The organism is Actinomadura chibensis NBRC 106107, from assembly GCF_001552135.1.
Lineage (GTDB): Bacteria > Actinomycetota > Actinomycetes > Streptosporangiales > Streptosporangiaceae > Spirillospora > Spirillospora chibensis.
The window spans coordinates 51158-74347 of the sequence record NZ_BCQP01000051.1; the positions used below are offsets into that span (position 1 = coordinate 51158).

20 protein-coding genes are annotated in these 23190 nt (G+C 73.2%); 9 read left to right on the plus strand and 11 right to left on the minus strand.

The features are described 5' to 3' along the window. Positions 1 to 93: 93 nt before the first annotated feature. From narH to ACH01S_RS28565, 7 genes are all read right to left on the minus strand, one after another. The gene (gene narH / locus ACH01S_RS28535) at positions 94 to 1716 is read right to left on the minus strand and encodes a nitrate reductase subunit beta (protein ID WP_083981240.1); all 1623 of its coding nucleotides are present in this window, start codon (positions 1714 to 1716) and stop codon (positions 94 to 96) included. Beyond that, entirely contained in the window at positions 1716 to 5450 is a 3735-nt protein-coding gene (locus ACH01S_RS28540) for a nitrate reductase subunit alpha (protein ID WP_370671587.1), read from the minus strand. The genes narH and ACH01S_RS28540 overlap by 1 nt, the downstream gene beginning before the upstream one ends. An 85-nt stretch (positions 5451 to 5535) precedes the next feature. Then, positions 5536 to 6516: an ABC transporter substrate-binding protein gene (locus ACH01S_RS28545; protein WP_169809370.1), complete on the minus strand. Its 981-nt coding sequence runs from the start codon at positions 6514 to 6516 to the stop codon at positions 5536 to 5538. Between the two features lie 25 nt (positions 6517 to 6541). Next, on the minus strand, positions 6542 to 6889 hold the full coding sequence (locus tag ACH01S_RS28550) for a 4Fe-4S dicluster domain-containing protein (protein WP_067898242.1): 348 nt from the start codon (positions 6887 to 6889) through the stop codon (positions 6542 to 6544). Then, on the minus strand, positions 6886 to 8487 hold the full coding sequence (locus ACH01S_RS28555; protein ID WP_067898245.1) for an FAD-dependent oxidoreductase: 1602 nt from the start codon (positions 8485 to 8487) through the stop codon (positions 6886 to 6888). The genes ACH01S_RS28550 and ACH01S_RS28555 overlap by 4 nt, the downstream gene beginning before the upstream one ends. After that, complete coding sequence (locus tag ACH01S_RS28560; protein ID WP_067898248.1) at positions 8484 to 9230, minus strand: ABC transporter ATP-binding protein; 747 nt, start codon at positions 9228 to 9230, stop codon at positions 8484 to 8486. Before ACH01S_RS28560 ends, ACH01S_RS28555 begins: the two co-directional genes overlap by 4 nt. Beyond that, on the minus strand, positions 9227 to 10090 hold the full coding sequence (locus ACH01S_RS28565; RefSeq protein WP_067898252.1) for an ABC transporter permease: 864 nt from the start codon (positions 10088 to 10090) through the stop codon (positions 9227 to 9229). The genes ACH01S_RS28560 and ACH01S_RS28565 overlap by 4 nt, the downstream gene beginning before the upstream one ends. A 539-nt stretch (positions 10091 to 10629) precedes the next feature. Here ACH01S_RS28565 and ACH01S_RS28570 point away from each other — a divergent pair. Genes ACH01S_RS28570 through ACH01S_RS28590 form a run of 5 tightly spaced genes read left to right on the plus strand, consistent with a single transcriptional unit; the run spans position 10630 to position 17340 of the window. Then, a complete protein-coding gene (locus tag ACH01S_RS28570; RefSeq protein WP_083981241.1) occupies positions 10630 to 12066 on the plus strand; it encodes a sulfatase family protein in 1437 nt (478 codons plus the stop codon). Positions 12067 to 12100: 34 nt separating this feature from the next. Further along, positions 12101 to 13804: an ABC transporter substrate-binding protein gene (locus ACH01S_RS28575; RefSeq protein WP_067898255.1), complete on the plus strand. Its 1704-nt coding sequence runs from the start codon at positions 12101 to 12103 to the stop codon at positions 13802 to 13804. A 10-nt stretch (positions 13805 to 13814) separates the two neighbouring features. Next, on the plus strand, positions 13815 to 14768 hold the full coding sequence (locus ACH01S_RS28580; RefSeq protein WP_067898256.1) for an ABC transporter permease: 954 nt from the start codon (positions 13815 to 13817) through the stop codon (positions 14766 to 14768). Then, positions 14750 to 15754, plus strand: a complete 1005-nt coding sequence (locus ACH01S_RS45505) for an ABC transporter permease (protein WP_218010429.1) — start codon at positions 14750 to 14752, stop codon at positions 15752 to 15754. The genes ACH01S_RS28580 and ACH01S_RS45505 overlap by 19 nt, the downstream gene beginning before the upstream one ends. After that, entirely contained in the window at positions 15751 to 17340 is a 1590-nt protein-coding gene (locus ACH01S_RS28590; protein ID WP_067898259.1) for a dipeptide ABC transporter ATP-binding protein, read from the plus strand. Before ACH01S_RS45505 ends, ACH01S_RS28590 begins: the two co-directional genes overlap by 4 nt. On the opposite strand, the gene ACH01S_RS28595 is transcribed toward ACH01S_RS28590, so the two are convergent. The 3 genes from ACH01S_RS28595 to ACH01S_RS28605 form a co-directional block, all read right to left on the minus strand. Next, a complete protein-coding gene (locus tag ACH01S_RS28595; RefSeq protein ID WP_067898262.1) occupies positions 17337 to 17831 on the minus strand; it encodes a beta-class carbonic anhydrase in 495 nt (164 codons plus the stop codon). The two genes, ACH01S_RS28590 and ACH01S_RS28595, sit on opposite strands and share 4 nt — an antisense overlap. Before the next feature lie 169 nt (positions 17832 to 18000). Then, positions 18001 to 18870 (minus strand): LLM class flavin-dependent oxidoreductase, encoded by an 870-nt coding sequence (locus tag ACH01S_RS28600; protein ID WP_067898265.1) that lies wholly within the window; start codon positions 18868 to 18870, stop codon positions 18001 to 18003. 12 nt (positions 18871 to 18882) lie between these two features. Then, positions 18883 to 19524, minus strand: coding sequence for a DsbA family oxidoreductase (locus ACH01S_RS28605; protein WP_218010430.1), 642 nt, complete (start codon positions 19522 to 19524; stop codon positions 18883 to 18885). 95 nt (positions 19525 to 19619) lie between these two features. Between ACH01S_RS28605 and ACH01S_RS28610 the strand changes: the two genes are divergently transcribed. Next, the gene (locus tag ACH01S_RS28610) at positions 19620 to 20102 is read left to right on the plus strand and encodes a MarR family winged helix-turn-helix transcriptional regulator (protein ID WP_067898272.1); all 483 of its coding nucleotides are present in this window, start codon (positions 19620 to 19622) and stop codon (positions 20100 to 20102) included. A gap of 6 nt (positions 20103 to 20108) precedes the next feature. On the opposite strand, the gene ACH01S_RS28615 is transcribed toward ACH01S_RS28610, so the two are convergent. Next, positions 20109 to 20672, minus strand: a complete 564-nt coding sequence (locus ACH01S_RS28615; protein WP_067898275.1) for a VOC family protein — start codon at positions 20670 to 20672, stop codon at positions 20109 to 20111. Positions 20673 to 20752: 80 nt separating this feature from the next. Between ACH01S_RS28615 and ACH01S_RS28620 the strand changes: the two genes are divergently transcribed. The 3 genes from ACH01S_RS28620 to ACH01S_RS28630 all read left to right on the plus strand — a co-directional run bounded on the left by ACH01S_RS28620 (position 20753) and on the right by ACH01S_RS28630 (position 23185). Further along, complete coding sequence (locus ACH01S_RS28620; RefSeq protein WP_218010431.1) at positions 20753 to 21379, plus strand: TetR/AcrR family transcriptional regulator; 627 nt, start codon at positions 20753 to 20755, stop codon at positions 21377 to 21379. Between the two features lie 127 nt (positions 21380 to 21506). Further along, complete coding sequence (locus ACH01S_RS28625) at positions 21507 to 22634, plus strand: alpha/beta hydrolase (RefSeq protein ID WP_067898281.1); 1128 nt, start codon at positions 21507 to 21509, stop codon at positions 22632 to 22634. Further along, a complete protein-coding gene (locus ACH01S_RS28630) occupies positions 22631 to 23185 on the plus strand; it encodes a DoxX family protein (protein WP_067898285.1) in 555 nt (184 codons plus the stop codon). The genes ACH01S_RS28625 and ACH01S_RS28630 overlap by 4 nt, the downstream gene beginning before the upstream one ends. The last annotated feature ends 5 nt before the right edge of the window (positions 23186 to 23190 follow it).

The window sequence follows — 23190 nt, forward strand, 5'->3', positions numbered from 1 at the left end:
CCTCGCTTCGCTGCGGTCACGCGTCGTCTCCTTTCTGGGGGGCGACCCCCAGACCCCCGTGGGGGAGGAGGCGTGATCCTCGCTTCGCTGCGGTCACGCCTCCTCCTCCGCCGGTTCCGCCCGTTCTGGGAAGAGGCCGGAGGGGCGGCCGTTGCCGTTCCAGGTCAGGAGGTTGACGCGGGTGGGCGCGGCGTCGCGGCGCTCCATCATGCCCGGGCCGCCGGGGCCGTCCAGGCTGCACCCGCTGTGCGCGAGGGGGTCGGGGTGGTCGTGGCCGCCGTTCGCCGCGTACGCGGTCGGGATGACGTACCGCTCCTCGTACTTGGCGAGGGCGAGCAGCCGGTACATGTCGCGCAGGTCGTCCACGCTCATGCCGACGCCGTGGGCGATGTCGGGGTCCTCCTCCTCGCCGAGGTTGACGCGGCGCATGTGGGCGCGCATCGCCGCGAGCCGGTGCAGGGAGTACAGCACCGGGTCCGGGTCCCCGGCCGTGAACAGCTCGGCGAGGTAGGACACCGGGATCCGCAGCGACTCGATCGCGCCGAACAGGTTGCCCGCGTCCTCGCCGTCGTTGCCGGTGCCGGCGAGCGCGTCCACGATCGGGGACAGCGGCGGGACGTACCAGACCATCGGCATCGTCCGGTACTCCGGGTGCAGCGGCAGCGCGACGCGGTACCGGCTGATCAGCGCGTGCACGGGCGACCGCCGCGCCGCGCTCACCCAGTCGTGCGGGACGCCGGACGCCTCGGCGGCGGCGGCGACCTCGGGGTCGTGCGGGTCGAGGAAGCAGCCGAGTTGCGCCGCGTAGAGGTCCTTCTCGTCCTCCACGGACGCCGCCTCCCCGACCCGGTCCGGGTCGTACAGGATGACGCCGAGGTAGCGGAGCCGTCCGACGCACGTCTCCGAGCAGACCGTGGGCTCGCCCGCCTCGATGCGCGGGTAGCACAGCGTGCACTTCTCGGCCTTGCCCGTCTGGTGGTTGAAGTAGACCTTCTTGTACGGGCAGCCGCTGACGCACATCCGCCAGCCGCGGCACCGGTCCTGGTCGACGAGGACGATGCCGTCCTCGATCCGCTTGTACATCGCCCCGGACGGGCAGGCCGCGACGCACGACGGGTTGAGGCAGTGCTCGCAGATGCGCGGCAGGTAGAACATGAACGCGTTCTCGTACTCCAGCCGCACGTCGTCGCTGACCTTGCGGAGGACGGGGTCCTCGGCGGCGTGCTCGGGGCCCCCGCCGAGGTCGTCGTCCCAGTTCGGCCCCCACGTGATCGCGGTCGGCCGCCCGTCGATCAGCGAGCGCGGGGGCGCGGTCGGGACGTCGTCGCCGAGTGGCGCGTTGGTCAGGTTCTCGTAGTCGTAGGTCCAGGGCTGGTAGTAGTCGTCCAGGCCGGGGAGGTCGGGGTTGGCGAACAGGCGGGCGAGCCGCGCGAACCGGCCGCCCGCGCGGGGGACGAGCCGCCCGTGCTTCAGCGCCCAGCCGCCGCGCCAGGCGTCCTGGTCCTCGTAGCCGCGCGGGTAGCCCTGGCCGGGACGCGTCTCCACGTTGTTGAACCACGCGTACTCGACGCCCTGCCGGTTCGTCCACGTCTGCTTGCAGGTCACCGAGCAGGTGTGGCAGCCGATGCACTTGTCCAGGTTCATGACCATGGCGACCTGCGCCATCACCCGGCGGGGCGGCGTCTTCGCGCGGCCCGCGCGCTTCGTGCGGGGCATCAGTAGGTGACCTCCTGGGAGCGGCGCCGGATGACGGTGACGGCGTCCCGCTGGTTGCCGGTCGGGCCGTGGTAGTTGGGCGCGAACGACTGCTGGGCGTAGCCGCCGATGAGGTGTGTCGGCTTGATCAGGAGTTTGGTCAGCGCGTTGTGGACGCCGCCGCGCCGCCCGCCGGCCTGCGCCCGCGGGACGTTCACCAGCCGCTCCTGCACGTGGTACATGAACACCGTGCCGGGCGGCATCCGGTGCGAGACGATCGCGCGGGCGACGACGACGCCGTTGGCGTTCACCGCCTCGATCCAGTCGTTGTCGGCGACGCCGACCGCCGCCGCGTCCTGGACGCTCATCCAGATCACCGGCCCGCCCCTGGCGAGCGTCTGCATCAGCAGGTTCTCCTGGTACTCCGAATGGATCGACCACTTCGAGTGCGGGGTGACGTAGCGGACCGTGACCTCCCGTCCGTCCCCCGCGTCGTGCCGGGCGGGGCCGCTCTCGCCGAGCGCGGCGAGGTCCAGCGGCGGCCGGTAGACCGGGAGCTGCTCGCCGAACTCGATCATCCAGTCGTGGTCGAGGAAGAAGTGCTGGCGCCCGGTCAGGGTGTGCCACGGCTTGGCGTGCTCGGTGTTGACGGTGAACGGCGAGTACCGCCGGTCGGGCGCCTCCTTGCCGGACCACTCGAAGCTCGCCCCCACCTGGACGGGACGGTCCTGCGTGTCGGAGAACACGACCCGGCGCTCGGCGACGGACGCGCCGAGCTCGTCCAGGCCCGACTTCGGGCCGCAGCGTTCGGCGAGCCGCGCGAACCCCTCGGCGGCGATGCGGCCGTTGGTCGTCCCGGACAGCGCGAGGATGGCCTCGCACAGCTTGACGTCGGTGTCGAGGAGGGGGCGGCCCTCCGCCGGGCCGCGCGTGACGGTGCCCGCGCGGGCGGCGAGCCAGGCGTCCTCGGGCCCGGCCCCGACCGTGACGCCCTTGGTCGTCAGGCCCTTGTCGCGGGTGAGCGGGCCGAGGGCGGCGAGCCGGTCGGCGACGGCCGTGTAGTCGCGTTCGACCACGGCGACCTGCGGCAGGTTGCGGCCGGGGCGGGCCGGGCGGCCGTCCCGCCAGTCCGGCACGGTCCCGCCGGGCTGCGCGGTCTCGCCGGGCGAGTCGTGCTGCAGCGCCGTCGCGACCAGGTCGTGGACGACCTCCAGCCGCCCGCGCGCCAGCTCGCCGAGCCTGCGGGCCAGCCCGTGGAAGATCTCGAAGTCGGTGCGGGCCTGCCAGGGCGGGTTGATCGCGGGGGAGAACGCGTGCACGTAGGGGTGCATGTCCGTGCTGGACAGGTCGTGCTTCTCGTACCACGTCGCGGCGGGCAGGACGAGGTCGGCGAACAGCGTCGTCGAGGTCATCCGGAAGTCCAGCGCGAGGAGCAGGTCGAGCTTGCCGCGCGGGGCCTCGTCCCGCCAGGCGACGTCGCGGGGGCGGCGGCCGGACGGGGCCTCGCCCGCGGTGGCCGAGTCGTCCGCGCCGAGCAGGTGGCGGAGGAAGTACTCGTTGCCCTTCGCGGACGAGCCGATCAGGTTGGCGCGCCACACGGTGAGGACGCGCGGCCAGTTCTCCGGGGCGTCCGGGTCCTCGACGGCGAAGCCGAGGCGTCCGGCCTCGACCTCCTCGGCGACCCATTCCGAGGGGTCCCTGCCGGCCTCGCGGATCGTCCGGCCGAGGTCGATGGGGTTGCGCGCGAACGTCGGGTAGGACGGCATCCAGCCGAGCCGCGCGGACTGGGCGACGAGGTCGGCGGGGTGGCGCCCGGCGAACAGGCCGGGGCCGGTCGCCGCCGACAGGGCGTCCGCCGAGTAGCTCTCGTACCGCCACTGGTCGGTGTGCAGGTACCAGTAGGGCGTGCCCGCCATCTGCCGGGACGGCCGCACCCAGTCGGCCGCCGTGGACAACTGCTGCCAGCCCGCCAGCGGGCGCACCTTCTCCTGCCCCACGTAGTGGGCCCAGCCGCCGCCGTTGACGCCCTGGCATCCGGTGAGCAGCAGCAGGGACAGGAACGACCGGTAGATGGTGTCCGAGTGGTACCAGTGGTTGGTGCCCGCGCCCATCACGATCATCGACCGGCCGCGGGTGCGCTCGGCGTTGTCGGCGAACTCGCGGGCGATCGCCGCCGCGCGGGCGGCGGGGACGCCGGTGATCTGCTCCTGCCAGGCGGGGGTGCAGGGCGAGTCGGGGTCGTCGTAGCCGTCCGGCCAGTCGCCGGGGACCCCGGGCCGCGCCACGCCGTACTGGGCGAGCATCAGGTCGAACACGGTGGTGACCGTCCGGTCGCCGAAGCGCCGCACCGGCACCCCGCGCCGGACGGCTCCCGCGCCCTCGGGCAGGTCGAAGCGGGGCATCGCGATCTCGGCGTGCTCGCCCGACCCGAGGAGCGTGAGGGCGGGCTCGACGCCGGCAAGGTCGAGGTTCCAGCGGCCCTCGCCCTCGGGCGCCCAGCGGTCGGCGAGCGTCCCGCCGGGCGCGACGGGCTCGCCGGTCCGCCCGTCGATCAGGAGGGGCTGCCAGCGCCGGTCGTCCGGGGCCGCCGCCGTCTCCAGGCCGAGGTCGGCGGCCGTGACGAACTTGCCGGGGACGAGCCCGCCGGTCCCACCGTCCCCGCCGGTCCCGCCGTCCCGCAGTTCCACCAGGAAGGGCAGGTCGGTGAACCGTTTGACGTAATCCTCGAAATAGGGGGTCGAGCGGTCGACGAAATGCTCGCGGAGAATGACGTGGCCCATCGCCATCGCCAGTGAGCCGTCCGTTCCGGGATGCGGATGGAGCCATTCATCGGCGAACTTCGTCGCGTCCGAGTAGTCCGGGGAGACGACCACGACCTTCTGCCCGCGATAACGGGCCTCCGTCATCCAGTGCGCGTCCGGAGTGCGCGTCACGGGGACGTTGGAGCCCCACAGGAGCAGATATCCGGCATCCCACCAGTCGGCCGATTCCGGGACGTCGGTCTGGTCGCCGAAAACCTGCGGCGAGGCGACCGGAAGATCGGCGTACCAGTCGTAGAACGACAGCATCGGCGCGCCGATCAGCGACATGAATCTCGCGCCCACCGCGTGCGACGCCATGGACATTGCCGGAATCGGTGAGAATCCCGCGACCCGGTCCGGGCCATAGGTCTCGATCGTGTGGAGATGGGCGGCGGCGGCGATCTCCAGGGCCTCGTCCCAGCCGATCCGGACGAGCCCGCCGTGCCCGCGCGCCGACTGGTACCGGACGCGCCGCTCCGGGTCGCCGGTGATCTCCGCCCAGGCGGCGACCGGGTCGCCGAGCCTGGCCCTGGCCTCCCGGTACATCTCCACCAGCACGCCGCGCGCGTGCGGGTAGCGCACCCGCGTGGGCGAGTAGGTGTACCAGGAGAACGAGGCCCCGCGGGGGCACCCGCGGGGCTCGTACTCGGGGCGGTCGGGCCCCACGCTCGGATAATCCGTCTGCTGGGTTTCCCAGGTGATCAGCCCGTCCTTGACGTATACCTTCCAGGAACAGGAACCGGTGCAGTTCACTCCGTGCGTGGAGCGGACGACGCGGTCGTGCGCCCATCTCTCCCGATACGGAGCGTCATTCACCCCCTGATCGTCGCGATACACCGCCCGCAGATCACTCGTCGTCGGCGCATTCCTCAGGAACCGTCCCGCTTCGAGCAGCCGGGCCTCGACCTCCGCCGCCGCACGGTCGGCACGACCACGCTTTCCCCGCACGACCAAAACGCGCTCCTCCGCTGAGCCACGACGATCACACGAAGAAATTTCACGCGCCTTGACCAGTCAAGTCAATGGGTTTTGCCCAACGCTAACCTTGGCGTGCTCCGGCCTGCGGGGCGTACCACGAGTCGAGCGTGAAGTCCGTGCGGACGAGCTTCTGCTCGACGAGGAATGCCTTCGTCCCGTCGAGCAGCTTCAGCCCTTCCGGAGTGAACGGCGCGTCCGGGAGCTGGTCCTTCAACGTCGTCTTCACGGAGATGTCGGGCGCGTAGCCGCCGGTGCGCGCGACGAACGCGGTGTAGGCGGGCCAGTTCGCCTTCGCGACGGCGGCCGCCTTCGTCTCCGCCTTCTGCCACACCTTCACGATGTCCTTGTGCCCGGCCAGGTATTTCTCCGTCACCACCGTGGCGGACGTGCCGAGCAGGTCCGGGTGGTCGCGGGAGGCGACGTCGATCGACCGGTAGCCCTTCTTCTCCTCGGCCGCCTGGTCGGCGGACACCAGGCCGCCCGCGTCGATCGAGTTCTTCTCCAGCGCCGCGATGATCGCGGGCGTGTACATGTGGATGATCTGCTTCGGCTTGACCCCGGCCCGCTGGAGCGCGCCGAGCAGGTAGCGGTGGATGTAGGAGCCGGTCTGCACGCCGATCCGCTTGCCCTCAAGGTCCTTGAGGGACGTCGGCCCGCCGTCCTTCTTCGCGACGATCGCGGCGTCCAGCCGGACGGAGTTCAGCGACACGAGCCGGGTCGGCAGCCCCTGCCCCCGGCCGATGATCGCCGGGGTGTCCCCGTACATGCCGATGTCGAGGGACCCGCCCGCCAGCGCCTGGTTCAGGTCGGGGCCGTTCTGGAACGTCGCGACCTTGATCTTGCCGATCCCGGCCGCCTTCAGCTCGGGCAGCAGCTCCCCGCGCTCGTCGAGGAATCCGACGGCGCGGGTGAGCTTGTTGCCGACGCCCGAGCCGATCACGCCGACGCGGAGCGTCGCGGAGTCCCCGCCGCCCGCGGACGAGCCGCACGCCGTCGCGGCCAGGACGAGCAGGCCGGCGGTCAGGACCCGGGTGATTTTCACGGTGATGCCTCTCTCGAAGGGGGTGTCAGGAGGTGAGGGGCGCGCGGGCGGCCCGGTCCAGGGACGGGCCGATCGCGAGTTTCGCGCCGGGGACGCGGCCCCGGCCCCAGCCGATCTGCTTGCGGTAGCTGCCGAGCAGGCCGTCCGCGGCGAGGTCCGCCTCGTCCGGCGGCTCGGGCAGCGGATGCGAGCGCGGGTCGACGAACAGGGCGTCGACCGGGCAGTACGCCTCGCACATGAAGCAGGTCTGGCAGTCGCTCTGCCGGTCGATCACCGGGATGCCGTCGGCGCCCCGGTCGAACACGTTCGTCGGGCACACCTCGACGCACTTGTCGCAGGCGATGCACCGCTCCCGCGAGACGATCTCGATCACGACGCCACCGCCAGCGCCTCCGCCCGCGCGGCGGGTGCCGCGTCGGCGGTCTCCGGGCGGGTCCAGACGTCGTCGAGGCCGCCGGTGACGAGGCGGTGGTGCTGCGCCGGGTCCTGGTCGGGGAGGTCCTGGCGCTTGTGCATGCCGCGCGTCTCGGTCCGGGCGAGGGCGGCGGTGTACATCCAGCGGGCGTGCGCGGTCATCGCGGCGGCCGACCGGGCGCGGACCGTCCCCGCGCTGTCCGCGCGGAGGGATTCGCGCAGGTCGAGCCACGTCCCGTTGAGCGACTCCAGCGCGGGCGCGAGGCGGTCGCCGTGCCGCAGCAGGTTCTTCTCGTACGGCAGCACCTCGGCCTGGACGGCGGCGACGTACTCGGCGTGCCCGCCCGCCGGACGTCCGGCCGGGCGGATTCCCGCCTCGCCGAGCGGCCGCACGGGCCGGCGCCCGGCCCGTCCGCCGAGCGCGGCGGCGTGCCGCGCCGCGCCCTGCCCGGCCCACGTCCCGGACGACATCGCCCACGCCGAGTTGTGGCTGCCGCCGCCGGTGAACCCGCCGCAGATCAGCTCGCGGGTCGCGGCGTCGCCCGCCGCGAACAGGCCGGGGACGGTCGTCGAGCAGTCCGGCCCGGTGATCCGGATGCCGCCGGTGCCGCGCACGGTCCCCTCCGCGAGCAGCGTCACCGGGAACATGTCGTGGAACGGGTCGATGCCCTGCCGGTCGAACGGAAGGAAGAAGTTCGCCTGCGCGAGCCGCATCGCGAGCTGCTCCTCCGGCGTCGCCCGGTCGATGCGGCAGAGGACGGGCTCGGTGAGCAGCGTCCGCGCGATGACGGACCGGCCGCGCTGGCTGCCCGCGCCCTCCAGGACCGTCCCGTCCGCGTGGTAGAAGGTGGCGAACGAGTAGAACGCCGTCTTCGTCACGGACGTGAACGCCGGGGCGATCGCGTAGGCGTTGGAGAACTCCATCCCGGACAGCTCGGCGCCCGCCTCGGCGGCGAACAGCGCGCCGTCGCCGGTGTTGACGTCGCAGCCGAGCGCCTTGCTGAGGAACGCGCAGCCGCCGGTCGCGAGCACCACCGCGCCGGCCTTGACCTGGAACGGGCGGTCGTCGCGCAGGTGGTGCCCGGCGGCTCCGGCGACGGCGCCCGACCCGTCCGCGAGCAGCTCGGTGATCGGGCTGTGGTCGAGGACGCGCACGCCCGCGCGCCGCACCCGCACGCGCATCCGCCGCATGTACTCGGGGCCCTGCAGGCCGCGCCGGATCTGGCGTCCGTCGGCGTCCACCGGGAACGGGTACTTGGAGATCTCGGCCAGCTCGTGCATGTTCGCGTAGGTCTGGTCGAGGACGCGGGCCATCCAGTCCCGGTCGGCGAGGTAGCCGCCGAGCCCCTCCCGGCTGGCCATCGCCTTCTCCCGGGCCGCCGGATCCGGCTCGACGTACCAGACGCCGGTGCCGCCGGACGCGGTCGCGCCGCTCGTCCCGAGGTAGCCCTTGTCGGCGAGGACGACGCTCGCGCCCGCCTCCGCCGCCTTGATCGCGGCCCACGCCCCGGCGGGCCCGCCGCCCGCGACGAGCACATCGGTGGTCAGATCGGTCATCGTGCCTCCTTGGCAGTGACGGTTCGTGATGTCGCGACGGCGCGGACGCCGAGCCCGTCGAGCAGGTCGCGCCGCAGCGCGATGAACCGGGGGTCGTCCAGCGACCGGGGCCGGGGCAGGTCGACGGCGTACTCCCGCGCGATCCGGCCGTCCGCGAGCAGCAGCGCGCGGTCGGCGAGCAGGAGCGCCTCCTCGACGTCGTGGGTGACGAGCAGGACGGCGGGCCGGTGCTCGGCCCACAGGTCGGCGACGAGCGCCTGGGCGGTGAGCCTGGTCAGCGCGTCCAGCGCGCCGAACGGCTCGTCGAGCAGCAGCAGGTCGGGCGTGCGGACGAGGGCCCGGGCGAGCGCGACGCGCTGCGACTCGCCGCCCGACAGGGTGAGCGGCCAGGCGTCCGCGTGCGCCGCGAGACCGACCTCGCCGAGCGCCGCCTCGGCGCGTTTGCGCAGGTCCCGGCCTTGCAGACCGAGGACGACGTTGTTCCACACCCGGCTCCACGGCAGCAGCCGGTGCTCCTGGTAGACGACGGCGCGCCTGTCCGGGACGTCGATCTCGCCGCCGCCCTCGCCGTCCAGCCCGGCGAGCGCCCGCAGCAGCGTGCTCTTGCCGGAGCCGCTCGCGCCGAGCAGCGCGACGAACTCGCCGGGCGCGATGTCGAGGTCCACGCCGTCCAGGACGGCCCGCTCCCCGAACACCCGCCGCAGCCCCCGAACCCGCACCTGGTTCCGCACGGCGGTCGTCATCGGGCCACCAGCCCTCTCCGCCACGCGAGCGCGCGGCGTTCGATGAGGCGGACGAGCAGGTCGGTCGACACGCCGAGCAGCGCGTAGACGACGAGCACCAGGAAGACCGTGTCCATCTGGAGGAACTGGGTGGCCTGGTTGATGACGAAGCCGATCCCGCTCGCGGTCGCCGACTGCTCGACGACGACGAGCGTCAGCCACGCGACGCCGAGCGACAGCCGCAGCCCGACGAGGATCTGCGGCAGCGCCCCCGGCAGCACGACCTTCCTGACCAGCGCGAGCCGTCCGAGGCCGCAGGTGCGCGCGGACTCGACGAGCCGCTCGTCCACGCCCCTGATCCCGTGGAACACGTTGATGTAGAGCGGGAACACGACGCCGACCGCGATCAGCCCGACCTTGGACGTCTCGCCGATCCCGAACCAGATGATGAACAGCGGGACGAGCGCCAGGTGCGGCAGCATCCGGACGGCCTGGACGGGCGCGTCGATGACGTCCTCGCTGATCCGGAACAGCCCGGACAGCAGGCCGAGCACCAGCCCGAGCGGCAGCCCGATCGCGAGCCCCTTCAGCACGCGCAGCAGCGAGACGCCGAGGTTCTCGAACAGCTCGCCCGACGACGCCATCTCCCAGCCGCGCACGGCGACGTCGCTGAGCGGCGGCGTCGTGCTGCCGAGCCAGCCCGCGCGGGCGGCGATCTCCCACAGCGCGAGGACGGCGACGAGCCCGCTGACCTTGCGGGCCCGGCGCAGCGGCGCGAGCGCGGCGGCGCGGAGCGGGGCCGGGCCGGGACGCGCGGCGGGCGCCGGTTCGGCGCGGCCGGGGAGGGCGGAACGGGGCGGGTCGAGCAGGTCGGCGGACATGCGTCACCTCCGGAGGTGCGAGAGAAGAAGGGCAGGAGTCGTCCGGCGGGCAGGGGTCGTCCAGCGGGGCAGGGGTCGTCCGGCGCCGATGCCGGGACGGGGGATGGGCGGCCGGTCAGCGGCCGCGAGCTGCGGAGGTGCGGGTCAACAGGACGCGCTGCACACGCGAAGCAGGTCGATGTGGCGCCTCGCCACCAGTGCCGCCGTCGCGTTCATGTCGTTCAGGATGCATGCCGGACCGGCCGCTGTGAAGCCCCGGGAAAAGCCCGCTCGACCTGCGGAGACGTCTCCGCGGCCGGACAAAGCATGTAAAACCTACCGATTTACCAGGGAATATGCCGGTCGCGGACACCGCGCGCGGACGGCTCCGAAGGTTACACAGATCACACTGTCCGGAAACCTCGATGTGGACGTTCTGTAATGCGTCCCGAACGGAGTGTTCGCGCCCTGACCTGGGCCCGACCTGGGTATGGACGAAGACCGCCAGATTCCATACTATTCCAGTCGGATTTAGTTGATATTGAGCGAGAGGCACACGGATGGCGGACGGACGCGGGCCCCGGGACGGCGGCGGGCTGAGCAGGCGGGAACTGGCCGGGGCCGGGGCGGCGGTCGCGGGCGGGCTCGCCGCGAGCGCGGCGCTGCCCGGCGGGACGGCCGGGGCGGCGACGACCACGGCGGCCGAGCGGGAGTTCCGGGCCGCGCCCGGCGGACGGCGTCCGGCGCGCCCGAACGTCCTGGTCATCCTCGGCGACGACCTCGGCTGGGCCGACCTCGGCAGCTACGGCTCGCCGAACATCCGGACGCCCAACCTGGACCGCCTCGCCCGCCAGGGAGTTCGCTTCACCCAGGCGTACTCCGCCGCCGCCGTCTGCTCGCCCACCCGTTTCGCGCTCTACACCGGCCGTTACCCGGGACGCCTGCGCGGCGGCCTGGAGGAGCCGATCGCGCGGCCCGACGAGCTCGTCGGCATCCCGCCCGCGCACCCGACGCTGGCGTCCCTGCTGAAGTCCGCCGGATACGCCACCGCCATGTTCGGCAAGTGGCACTGCGGCTTCCTGCCCTGGTACAGCCCGCTGAAGTCCGGCTGGGACACCTTCTTCGGCAACCTGTCCGGCGCCGTGGACTACTACTCCAAGGTCTCGGGCACCACCGCCGACCTCTACGAGGGCGAGGTGCCGGTCGAGTCGCTCGACTACTACACCGACACGATCGCCGACCGCGCCGCCGCGTTCGTCCGGCGCGACCACGGCCGCCCGTGGCTGCTGAACCTCAACTTCACCGCGCCGCACTGGCCGTGGGAGGCGCCCGGCGACCGGGACGTGAGCGCCCGCATCACCGCGCGGGCCAAGGCGGGCGACTCCCGCGCGCTCTGGCACGACGACGGCGGCTCGCTCGACACCTACCGGAGGATGGTCGAGGCCCTGGACGCCGGGATCGGGCGCGTCCTCGCCGCGCTGCGCGCGAGCGGCCGGGAGAAGGACACGATCGTCCTGTTCAGCAGCGACAACGGCGGCGAGCGCTGGTCGTACCAGTGGCCGCTGTCGGGCGGGAAGGGCGGGCTGAACGAGGGCGGCATCCGCGTCCCGAACATCCTGCGCTGGCCCGCCGCGATCCGCGGCGGCCAGGTCAGCCACGTGCCCGTCATCACCCACGACTGGACGGCGACGCTGCTGGAGGCCGTCGGCGTGAAGCCGGGCCCCGCGCATCCGCTCGACGGCCGCAGCCTCCTGCCGTACCTCCTCGACGGCGCCCGCCCGCCGAAGCACGACCTGTTCTGGCGGACGCGGCAGGAGCGCGCCCTGCGCCGCGGCGACTGGAAGTACCTGCGCACGTCGTCCGGCGAGACGCTGCACAACCTCGCCGACGACCCGCGCGAGCGCGCCAACCTCGCGGCCCACCAGCCCGCCCTGCTCGCCGAGCTGCGCTCGGCCTGGGAGAAGGTCGCCGCCGAACTGCTGCCCTACCCGTCCTGACCGTCCCGAAAGAGACCGAGAAGAGGCTCCCCCCATGGTGAAGAGAACGGCCGTCCCGCTCGCCGCCGCCGCGCTCGCGATCGCGGCGGGCGCGGCGGCGTGCGGCGGCGGATCGGACGGCGGCGGAACGTCCGCGTTCGACCCCGGGACGTGCCAGGGCGGGACGCTCACCGTCCTCAACCAGGGCGGCCTGGACGAGTTCGACCCGGCCCGCCTCTACACGTCCGGCGGCGGCGCGCTGCCGACCCTCGTCTACCGGACGCTGACCACCCGCCAGCGCGTCGCGGGCGAGGCCGGGACGAAGCCCGTCCCCGACCTCGCCACCGACCTCGGCACGCCGAGCGACAACGCCAAGACCTGGAAGTTCACGCTCAAGGACGGCCTGAGGTTCGACGACGGCACGCCCATCACGTCCGCCGACGTCAAGTACGGCATCGAGCGCTCGTTCTCGCCCGACCTGCCCGGCGGCGCCCCCTACCTGCACGACTGGCTGGTCGGCGGCACCGCCTACAAGGGCCCCTACAACGGCGGCGGCGAGCTGAAGTCGATCGAGACGCCCGACCCGAAGACGATCGTGTTCAGGCTCCGGCAGCCGCACGGCGACTTCTCCTACCTGGCGACCGCGACCCAATTCGCGCCGGTGCCGAAGGCCAAGGACACGGGCACCAAGTACAAGAACGCGCCCGTCTCCAGCGGCCCGTACAAGGTCGACAAGTACGAGCCGGGCCGGAAGCTGATCCTCACCCGCAACCCGCACTGGTCGCGGACCGTCGACGACCAGCGCCTCGCCTGCCCCGACCGCATCGAGGTCACCTCCGGACTCGACAAGACGGTCATCAACCAGCGGCTCGTGAGCGGGGCGGGCGCGGACGCCAAGGCGATCACCACGGACGCGACCGTCGGCCCCGAGCAGCTCGCCCAGCTCGGCAGCGACCCGAACCTCGCGAAGCGCGTCGCGCGCGGCGTCTTCGGCGAGACGAAGTACCTCGCCTTCGACGCGACCAAGAAGCCGTTCGACGACCCGCGCGTGCGGCAGGCGTTCGCGTACGCGATCAACCGGCAGTCGGTCGTCAACGCGGTCGGCGGCAGCGCGCTCGCCACCCCCGCGACGACCTTCCTGCCCGAGGGCAAGGCGTTCGGCCAGCAGCCCTACGACCATTTCCCGGCGGGGCAGACGGGGAATCCGGGCAAGGCGAAGGAGCTCCTCGCACAGGCCGGGCACGCGAACGGCCTGACGGTCGAGCTGGCGTTCCCGAACTCCGACGCCGAGGGCTACGGGCCCAAGGTCGCGGCGGCGGTGCAGGACGCGCTCAAGCAGGCGGGCGTCACCGTCAAGCAGAAGCCGCTCGGCGAGGAGGACTACCGGACGGTCATCGGCAAGCCCGCGACCCAGCCGCCGCTCACCCTCCAGTCGTGGGGCGCGGACTGGCCGGCGGGCGGCCCGTTCCTCATCCCGATCTTCGACGGCCGGCAGATCCTCCGCGACGGCGGCAACTTCAACCTCGCGCAGCTCGACGACCCGGCCGTCAACAAGGAGATCGACGCGATCAGCGAGCTGACCGACCCGGCGGCCGCCGCGCCGCGCTGGGGCGCGCTGGACGCCGAGATCGGCAAGAAGGCGCTGATCGTCCCGCTGTACCACCCGAAGGCCGTCGTCCTGTACGGCAAGGACGTCAAGAACGCCTACGTCGACCAATGGCGCGGCTGGTACGACGTGGCCGCGGTCTCGGTGAAGTGACCCTCCGGCCGTGACGGTGCTGGAGACGGACGTCGCCCCCGGGGCGGAGCCGGTTCGGGACGCTCCGCCCCGGGGGCGGCACGTGTGGCGGCGGCTGCGCGCGGACCGTCCCGCGATGGCCGGGCTCGCGACCGTCGCGCTGATGGTCGCGGTCGCGCTCGCCGCGCCGCTGCTGTGCGCGCTCGAAGGGCAGGACCCGACGACGTTCCACAGCGGCCTGCTCGACTCGGCGCGCGGCGGCGTGCCGCACGGCTCGTTCGGCGGCGTGAGCGCGGACCACTGGCTCGGCGTCGAACCCGCCACCGGCCGGGACGTGTTCGCGCGCGTCGTGCACGGCGCCCGCGTCTCGCTCGGCGTCGCGCTGGGCGCGACCGTGCTGGAGCTGCTGGTCGGCATCGCGGTCGGGCTCGGCGCCGGGCTCGGCGGGCGCCGGGCCGACGCCGTCCTCAGCCGGCTGATCGAGCTGTCGCTGGCGTTCCCGTCGTTCCTGCTGGCGCTGGCGCTGATGGCGATCGTCCCGCAGTCGATGCCGCGCCCGCTCCTGCTCGCCTGCGTCATCACGGCCGTGAGCTGGGGGAACGTCGCCCGCGTCACGCGCGGCCAGGCGCTGTCGCTGCGCGGCCGCGACTATGTGGACGCGGCCCGGCTGAGCGGCGCGCGGCCGAGCCGGATCGCCGTCCGGGAGGTGCTGCCGGGGCTGACCGCGCCGCTGCTCGTGCTCGCCGCGCTCAAGGTGCCGCTCAACATGGTCAGCGAGGCCGGGCTGTCGTTCCTCGGCGCGGGCGTGCGGCCGCCGACGCCGTCCTGGGGGCAGATGCTGTCCACGGCGACGACCTGGTTCAGGGCCGACCCGACGTATGTGATCGTCCCGGGCGGGCTGCTGTTCCTGACGCTGCTGGCCTGCACCGTCCTCGCCGAAGGGGTGCGGCGGGCGATGGACCCGCGGTGGGGCGGCCGGTCATGATCTGGTTCCTGCTGCGCCGGGTGGGCGCGGCCGTCGTCGTCCTGCTCGCGCTGTCCGCGATCGTGTACGCGCTGTTCTACCTGACGCCCGGCGACCCGTCCGTGCTCGCCTGCGGGCGCGGCTGCAACGCCGAGCGCCTCGCGCAGACCCAGCAGAAACTCGGCCTGGACGATCCCATCTACGTCCAGTACTGGCATTTCCTCGAAGGTCTCGTCGCGGGCCGCGACTATTCGGCGGGCCCGGACGTCGACCACTGCGCCGCGCCGTGCCTCGGCTACTCCTTCCAGACCGACCGGCCCGTCACGGCGATGCTGATGGAGCGGCTGCCCGTGTCGGCGTCCCTCGCCTTCGGCGCGGAGGCGATGGCGCTGCTGCTCGGCGTCTCGGCGGGGCTGCTGTCCGCGCTGCGCCGGGGACGTCCCGCCGAGCGGATCCTGACCGGCGTGACCCTGCTCGGATACTCGACGCCCGTCTTCCTCATCGGGCTCGTCCTACTGCTGGTGTTCTGCGCTTATCTGCAATGGCTGCCGTTCCCGGCGTACGTGCCGCTGACGCAGAACCCGGGGGAGTGGGCGCGCAACCTTGTCCTGCCGTGGCTCGCGCTCGCCCTCATCCAGGCGGCGGTCTACGCGCGCATCACCCGCGCGGGCGCGCTGGAGACCCTCGTGGAGGACCACATCCGCACCTTCCGCGCCTACGGGCTGCGGGAGCGCCAGGTGATCGGACGGCACGCGCTGCGCGGCGCGCTGGCCCCGCTCGTCACCCTCACCGCCGTGGAGGTCGCGCAGGTCATGACGGCCGCCGTGCTCACCGAGACGATGTTCGGGCTGCCCGGCGTCGGCAAGCTCACCGTCGAGTCGGTCAACTCGGTCGACCTGCCGGTCGTGGTCGGGGTGACCGTGCTCGCCGGGACGGTCGTCGTCCTCGCCAACACCGTCGCCGACCTGCTGCACGCGGCGGCCGACCCGCGGGCGAGGCCCGCGTGAGCGCCGTCCTGCGGGTGCGCGACCTGCGCGTGTCCTACGGCGGGTTCGCGGCGGTCAAGGGCGTCTCGTTCGACCTCGAACCGGGCCGCGCGCTCGGCGTCGTCGGCGAGTCGGGCTCCGGCAAGAGCACCCTCGCCGCGTCACTGCTCCGGCTGGCCGAGGGCGCGGACGTCACCGGCGAGATCACCGTCGCCGGGACGGACGTCCTCACCGCCCCGGAACCGGAGCTGCGGCGGCTGCGCGGCGGCCGGGTCGCGATGGTCTTCCAGGACCCGCTGTCGTCCCTCGACCCGTACCTGCGCGTCGGCGACCAGATCGCCGAGGTCTACCGGGCGCACACGGGCGCGTCCCGCGCGGCGGCGCGGGCCAAGGCGGTCGAGGTGCTCGACCGGGTCGGCGTCCCGGACGCCGCCCGCCGCGCCCGCGCCCACCCGCACGAGTTCTCCGGCGGCATGCGCCAGCGCGCGCTGATCGCGATGGCGCTCGCGCTGGAGCCGCGCGTCCTCGTCGCGGACGAGCCGACGACCGCGCTCGACGTCACCGTCCAGGCGCAGATCCTCGCCCTGCTGAACGACCTGCGCGCCGAGACCGGGACGGCGCTGCTGCTGGTCAGCCATGACTTCGGCGTGATCGCGGGAAGCGCGGACGAGGTGCTCGTGCTGCACGAGGGCGAGGCGGTCGAGCACGGCCCGGTGGGCGAGGTGCTCCGCGAGCCGAAGGCCCCCTACACGCGCGAGCTGCTGGCGGCGGTGCCGCGGATCGACGCGCCGCGCCCGCCCCGCCCGTCCCCGCGCGGTGAACCGCTGCTGCGCGTGACGGACCTGCGGCGCGACTTCGTGTCCGGGCCGCCGCTGCGCCGCCGGACGGTCCGGGCCGTGGACGGCGTCACGTTCGACGTCCGGCGCGGCGAGACCCTCGGCGTCGTGGGCGAGTCGGGCTCGGGCAAGAGCACGCTGGCGCGGCTGGTCGTGCGGCTGCTGCAACCGACGTCCGGCCGGATCGAGTTCGACGGGCACGACCTGTCCGGCATGCCGGAGCGGCGGCTGCGGCGCCTCCGCCGCGACCTCCAGATGGTCTTCCAGGACCCCGGGTCGTCGCTGAACCCGCGCCGCTCGGTGGGCGAGAGCGTCGCCGACCCGCTGCGCGTCCAGGGCGAGCCCGCCCCGGCGAAGGCCGCCCGCGCGCTGCTCGCCCGCGTCGGGCTGGACCCGGCGCGCTACGACGACCACCCGCACGAGTTCTCCGGCGGCCAGCGGCAGCGGATCGGGATCGCCCGCGCGCTCGCGCTGCGCCCGCGCCTGCTGGTCTGCGACGAGCCGGTCACGGCCCTCGACGTCTCGACCCAGGCCGCGATCCTCGCGCTGCTCGCCGACCTGCAGGACGAGCTCGACCTCACGCTGATCTTCGTCTCGCACGACCTGGCCGTCGTCCGGCAGGTCAGCGACCGGGTCGCGGTCATGCGGGACGGCCGGATCGTCGAGCTGGCCGACACGGACACGGTCTTCGGCTCCCCGGCGCACGCCTACACGCGGAGCCTGCTGAAGGCCGTGCCCGTGCTCGATCCGGCGGCCGTCCGCGGCCCCTAGGGGAGGACTTCGCGCAGGCGGCCCGTCTTCACGTCGTAGACGAAGCCCCTGACCTGGTCGGTGTGCGGGATGAACGGGTCGGCCTTGATGCGCGCGATGGACTGGCGGACGTCGGTGTCGAGGTCGTCGAACGCCTCCGCCGCCCAGTCGGGCTTCACGCCGGTCTCCTCCTGGATCTCCCGCCGGAACGCGTCGTCGGTGAAGGTGAGCATCCCGCAGTCGGTGTGGTGGATCAGGATGATCTCGGTCGTGCCGAGCAGCCGCTGGCTGATCGCGAGGCTGCGCCGCTCGTCGGCGGTGACGACGCCGCCCGCGTTCCGGATCACGTGCGCGTCGCCCTCGCTGAGGCCGAGCAGGCCGTAGGGGTTGAGCCGCGCGTCCATGCAGGCCAGCACCGCGACGCCCCTCGCCGGGGGCAGCGGCAGGTCGCCCTTGTCGTGCTCGGCCGCGTAGCGCTCGGCGTTGGCGAGCAGTTCGTCGGTGACGCTCATCGTTGGACCTCCAGGGCTCGGGCATCGGCGTCCGACCCGAATATATCTAATTGCCTACCTGATTAGTAGGTATTAGGTCACGGACCGTCGCCGGAGAATTCAGTGCAGCACCTTCCTCCTGGACGGCCTCGCCGCCTACCTGCGGACGTCGGCCGCCTAGCCCTAGCCCCTAGCCGCCGAGCTCGGTGGAGAGCGCGTCGGCCAGCAGGTCCACCTGGGCCGGGTCGGGGTCGTTGCCGGTGAAGACCAGCTCGTCGCAGCCCGCCCGGCGGAAGTCCGCGACGGCCTCGCGGACCTGCTCGGGCGTGGTCAGCGCGGTGGCGATCCCGTGCTCGGCCCACTCGGCCCCGGCGAACGCGTAGTAAGGCCCGATCGCGTCGGCCACGGCGGTCCGGGCGTTCGGGCCGAGTGCGAACATCGCGGAGACGACGACCTTCGGGGCGCCGGTCCGTCCGGCGGCGTCCCAGGCTTCGCGCAGGCGCGGGGTGAACTCGGCGATGTCCTCCACCGAGCTGGTTCCGGCGACCCAGCCGGAGCCGCGGGCCGCGATGCGGTCGAGGGCGGCGGCCGACGTCCCGCCGAACAGCAGTTCCGGGCCGCCGGGCGTGGCGGGGGTCAGGCCGGTGCGGGTGTCGTCGCGCCCGGCCGCCTCCAGCTCGTCGAGCAGGGCGGTGAACCGCTTGCCCCGCGTCGCGTAGTCGACGCCGCTCTCGGCGAAGTCGTCCTCGCGGAACCCGGCGACGAGCCCGAGCCGCAGCCGGTGCGGGCCCGCGAGCCGGTCCAGCGTGATCGCGGACTTGGCGAACAGCAGGTGGTTGGTGCGCAGCGGCGCCAGCACGACGCTGGTCAGCAGCCTGATCCGGGACGTCGCCCCGGCCGCGGCAGCCAGCGTCGTGAGCGGCTCGGGCGTCGGCCACAGCAGCCGGTCGCTGGTCGCGAGCCCGGCGAAGCCGCGCGCCTCCGCGCGGCGCGCCCACTCGATGAGCAGGCGGCCGTCCGTCCAGGGGCCGTGGCCGGGGAGGCCGATGCCGATGTCCATGTGTGAACCTTCCTAGGGGCGGGACGCGGCGGGCGGCGCGTCCGAGAGCAGTCGCCGGAGGACGTGCGCGGGCTGGACGCCCGGCACCGGCCGCCCGCCGTCGATCACCAGCGACGGCACCCCGGTGACGCCCGACCGGGCGGCCCGCCGCTCGTCCGCCCTGACGTCGGCGGCGTGGGCGTCCCCGGCCAGAACGGCGCGGACCTCGGCGTCGTCGAGCCCGGCCTCCGTGCCCAGCCGCTCGAGGACGCCGTGGTCCGCGACGTTCGCGCCCTCGGAGTGGTAGGCGAGCAGGAGCCGCTCCGCCGTCGCGTCGCCGAGGCCGCGCTCGTGCCCGAACCGGATCAGCCGGTGCGCGTCGAAGGTGTTCACCGGCCGGGCGCGGTGCAGGTCGAGGGTCAGCCCCTCGGCGGCGCCGAGCGCCCGGATGCGGTCGATCCGCGACGGCGCCTCCGCCCCCCACCACGACGGGTCGGCCATCTGCGCGGCGGCGCTCCGGCCGGGGACGCGGGGCAGGTCGGGCCCGAGCTCGTAGGCGCGCCACCGGACGTCCACCGGTTCCGGGCCGGCGAGCCCGTCGAGCGCGGCGGCGAGCCGCCGCTTCCCGATGTAGCACCACGGGCAGAGCACGTCGGCGTACACGTCGATCCGCACGCTCACTCCAACGGTTGACAGGTGAATCATTGACTTGTGCACGATATGCGCGAGACGATTCACACGTCAACCGTTGCCGACTAAACTCCAGGGCCATGACGACCGAGCCCGCCCGCGCGACCGAGGACCAGCTCACCGCCTGGCGCGCGCTGTACCGCGCCGACTCGCTGCTGTTCGCGCACCTCAACAACCTGCTGCGGGACAAGGCCGGGATGACCTACTTCGAGCGCGAGGTGCTGGAGGCCCTGGAGCGCGCGGGCGGGCGGCTGCGGATGGCCGCGCTCGCCGAGGAGCTGATGATCTCCCGCAGCGGCGCGACGCGGCTCGTCACGAAGCTGGAGGGCAAGGACGGGTGGGTGCGGCGCAGCCTGTCCGCGTCCGACCGGCGGGCGACCTGGGCGGAGCTGGCCCCGGCCGGACGGCGGGCGCTCGAAGAATCCCGCCCGGTGGTCGACGCCGTCGTCGCGACGTACTTCGCCGACCATGTGAGCCCCGCCGACCTGCGCCGGGTGGCCGACGCGCTCAACCGGCTCGCCGACGCCAACCCCGGCACGTCGGACTTCGACTGCGGCCTGTGACCCGGCTCAGGAGACGGGGGCGCGCCGGTCGGCGGCGGTGCGCGGCGCGTGCCGGACGTCCTCCGGCGTGAACTCGCGCAGCCAGCACGCGAACTCCAGCAGGATGCCGTCCGGGTCCTGGAAGTAGAACGAGCGGACGTAGACGCCGGGGTGCATGTGCTCGGCGACCTGCGTCTCGCTGTCGTCGTGGTTGACGATCGGCGCGACCTTGACGCCCCGCGCCTTCAGCCGCGCCCGGTACTCCTCGAACTTGTCGGCCGGGACGTCGAAGGCCACGTGGTTGAGCGAGCCGATCGCGCTGATCCACTCGCCGAAGCCGGGGACGGCCACCGGCGCGGCGACGCCCGGCGCGGCCTCGGGGGAGTCGGGGAACCAGAAGAACGCGAGCGAGTTGCCGCCGCCCGCGTCGAAGAAGAAGTGCTGGCCCATGCCGTCCGGCAGGTCGATGGTCTTGATCAGCGGCAGGCCGAGGACGCCGCTGTAGAAGTCGACGGTGCGCCGCATGTCCGAGCACACGAGCGCGACGTGGTTGAAGCCGCGGACGCGGAAGGCCGGCTCCTCGTTGCCCATGATCAGCTCCTCGGGGGTTCGGGGATAATATTCGATGCTAACATCAGATTCATATCTGCCTCGCGATGTTAGGTTCAGGTGTGGAGAAGGTGCAGACCCCCCGTCCGACGCAGCGCGGGCGCAAGACGCTCGCCGCCATCGAGGCCGCGGCCCGCCGGATCATCGCCCGCAAGGGCTTCCTCACGATGACGGTCGCGGACATAGCGCAGGAGGCCGGGCGCTCGCCCGCCTCCTTCTACAACTACTACGACTCCAAGGAGGACCTGCTCGCCCACTGGGCCGACGACTTCCGCGCGGAGGCCAAGGGTCGCGCCCTGGCCGCCTACAAGCACGGGGTGCCGCACCGCGAGCGCGTCCAGGAGTCGGCGCGCGCCCACTGGGAGACCTACCGCGAGCGGCTCGCCGAGATGGTCGGCGTGTTCCAGCTCGCCATGATCAACGACGAGTTCGCCGGGCACTGGCGCGAGCTGTGCGACGACGCCGTGCAGAGCATCGCCGACGGCGTCCGCCGCGCGCAGCGCGAGGGCTACTGCCCCGGCGCCGACCCCGAGCTCACCGCCCGCGCCATCGTCGCGATGCTCAACCAGTTCTGCTACGACCTCCTCGCCGGGGCGGGGGAGGACGCCGACATCGACGACGAGGCGGCCGTCCGCACCCTCGCCGAGATCTGGTACCGCGCGATCTACTGGCGCGCCGACGAGGACTGAGCGCTCCCCGAACGCCGGGTCGTCGCGGACGGCCCGGCTTTGATCTCCCCAGGTCGACGTATGGACATCCCCTTGGCCGGCGGCTAAGGTCCGAATCCGACGTCAGATTTATGTATGGGAGATCACCATGGCGGTGGAGCGCCTCTTCGTCGGCCTCGACTCCCCCACGGCGGCCCGCGCCGGCGCCGGGGGACACCCGTGTCAGGGGGTGTACCACCGCCCGGCCGGCCGGTCCCCGAAGATCGCGTTGATCGCGACGCACTACTCGGTCGACTTCTCCGAGCACTACCTCGCGGACTTCGTCGCCGAGCGCGGGCTCGGGTTCCTCGGCTGGAACACGCGGTTCAGGGGAGCCGAGAGCCACTTCCTGCTCGACCACGCGCTGGTCGACATCGGCCGGGGCGTCCGGTGGCTGCTGGAGGAGGCGGGCGTCGAGCACGTCGTCCTGCTGGGCAACTCGGGCGGCGGGTCGCTGATGGCGGCCTACCAGTCGCAGGCGACGGAGCCGAACGTCACGCCCCTGGCCGGGATGCGTCCCGCGCGCGGGGTGGACGAGCTCCCGGCGGCGTCCGCCTACATCTCCACGGCGGCGCACCTCGGCCGTCCCGAGGTGCTCACGGCCTGGATGGACCCGTCGGTCGTGGACGAGTCCGACCCCGTCTCGACCGACCCGTCGCTGAGCTTGTTCGACCCCGGAAACCCCGCGCCCTACTCGGACGAGTTCCTCGCCCGCTACCGCGAGGCCCAGACGGCACGCAACCGCCGCATCACGCGATGGGCCAAGGGCGAACTCGTCCGGCTCAAGGAGGCGGGCTTCAGCGACCGCATGTTCAACGTCCACCGCACCTGGGCCGACCCCCGCATGGTGGACCCCACTATCGAGCCCACCAAGCGCAAGCCCAACTACTGCTACGCGGGTGACCCGGCCCGCGCCAACGCGTCCGTCTTCGGCATCGCGTCCAGTTGCACCCTGCGGACCTGGCTCTCCCTCTGGAGCCTGGACGACTCCCAGACCCGCGCCACGCCGCACCTCGCCCGCATCAAGGAACCGTCCCTCGTCGTGAACGCCGACATGGACACCGGCGTCTTCCCCAGCGACGCCGACGCGATCCTGAACGCCCTCGGCTCGGCGGACAAGGAGTCCCACGTCATCGACGGCGACCACTACTTCCGCCGGGACGGCGACGACGGCGACGCGGCCCGCGCGGAGCTGGCCGACCTGGTCGTCGCCTGGACGACGGCGCGCCTGGCATGACCGGCACGTCGGCCGACCTCGGGCTGCTCGCGCTCCGGCTCGTCTTCGGGCTGTACCTCGCCGGTCACGGACTCCAGAAGTTCGGCCTCCTCGGCGGGCCGGGGCCGGCCGCGACCGCGCAGGCGTTCGAGCGGGGCGGGTTCCGTCCGGGACGTCCCATGGCGGCCGTCGCCGGGACGCTGGAGACCGGGTGCGGGCTGGCGCTGGCCGCCGGGCTCGCCGCCCCCGCCGCCGCGGCGACCGCCGTCGGCGTGATGCTCGTGGCCTGCTCGCTGCACGTCCCGAACGGGCTGTGGGAGAGCCGCAAGGGCGTCGAGTTGCCCGTCCTGTTCGCGGCCGCCGCCCTCGGCCTGCTCTTCACCGGGCCCGGACGGATCTCGATCGACCATCTCGCCGGGCTCGGCGTGCTCGACCTCCGCGTGACGTTCCTCCTGCTGGCCGTGGTCGTCGTCGGCGTCGCCGCGACCCTGGCCCGCCGCGCCGCGCAGCGGCGCGCGGCGACCCCGCCGACCTCCGCCGGTTCCCGCGAAGAGCGTCCGGCCAACTCTTGACACTG

Bases quoted from the DNA above. Each gene is read 5' to 3' on its own strand.
- ACH01S_RS28595 (WP_067898262.1), bottom strand. From the start codon at position 17,831: ATGAGCGTCACCGACGAACTGCTCGCCAACGCCGAGCGCTACGCGGCC.
- ACH01S_RS28625 (WP_067898281.1), top strand. From the start codon at position 21,507: ATGGCGGTGGAGCGCCTCTTCGTCGGCCTCGACTCCCCCACGGCGGCC.
- ACH01S_RS28565 (WP_067898252.1), bottom strand. From the start codon at position 10,090: ATGTCCGCCGACCTGCTCGACCCGCCCCGTTCCGCCCTCCCCGGCCGC.
- ACH01S_RS28610 (WP_067898272.1), top strand. From the start codon at position 19,620: ATGACGACCGAGCCCGCCCGCGCGACCGAGGACCAGCTCACCGCCTGG.
- ACH01S_RS28560 (WP_067898248.1), bottom strand. From the start codon at position 9,230: ATGACGACCGCCGTGCGGAACCAGGTGCGGGTTCGGGGGCTGCGGCGG.
- ACH01S_RS28555 (WP_067898245.1), bottom strand. From the start codon at position 8,487: ATGACCGATCTGACCACCGATGTGCTCGTCGCGGGCGGCGGGCCCGCC.
- ACH01S_RS28600 (WP_067898265.1), bottom strand. From the start codon at position 18,870: ATGGACATCGGCATCGGCCTCCCCGGCCACGGCCCCTGGACGGACGGC.
- ACH01S_RS28630 (WP_067898285.1), top strand. From the start codon at position 22,631: ATGACCGGCACGTCGGCCGACCTCGGGCTGCTCGCGCTCCGGCTCGTC.
- narH (WP_083981240.1), bottom strand. From the start codon at position 1,716: ATGCCCCGCACGAAGCGCGCGGGCCGCGCGAAGACGCCGCCCCGCCGG.
- ACH01S_RS28575 (WP_067898255.1), top strand. From the start codon at position 12,101: ATGGTGAAGAGAACGGCCGTCCCGCTCGCCGCCGCCGCGCTCGCGATC.
- ACH01S_RS28570 (WP_083981241.1), top strand. From the start codon at position 10,630: ATGGCGGACGGACGCGGGCCCCGGGACGGCGGCGGGCTGAGCAGGCGG.
- ACH01S_RS28615 (WP_067898275.1), bottom strand. From the start codon at position 20,672: ATGGGCAACGAGGAGCCGGCCTTCCGCGTCCGCGGCTTCAACCACGTC.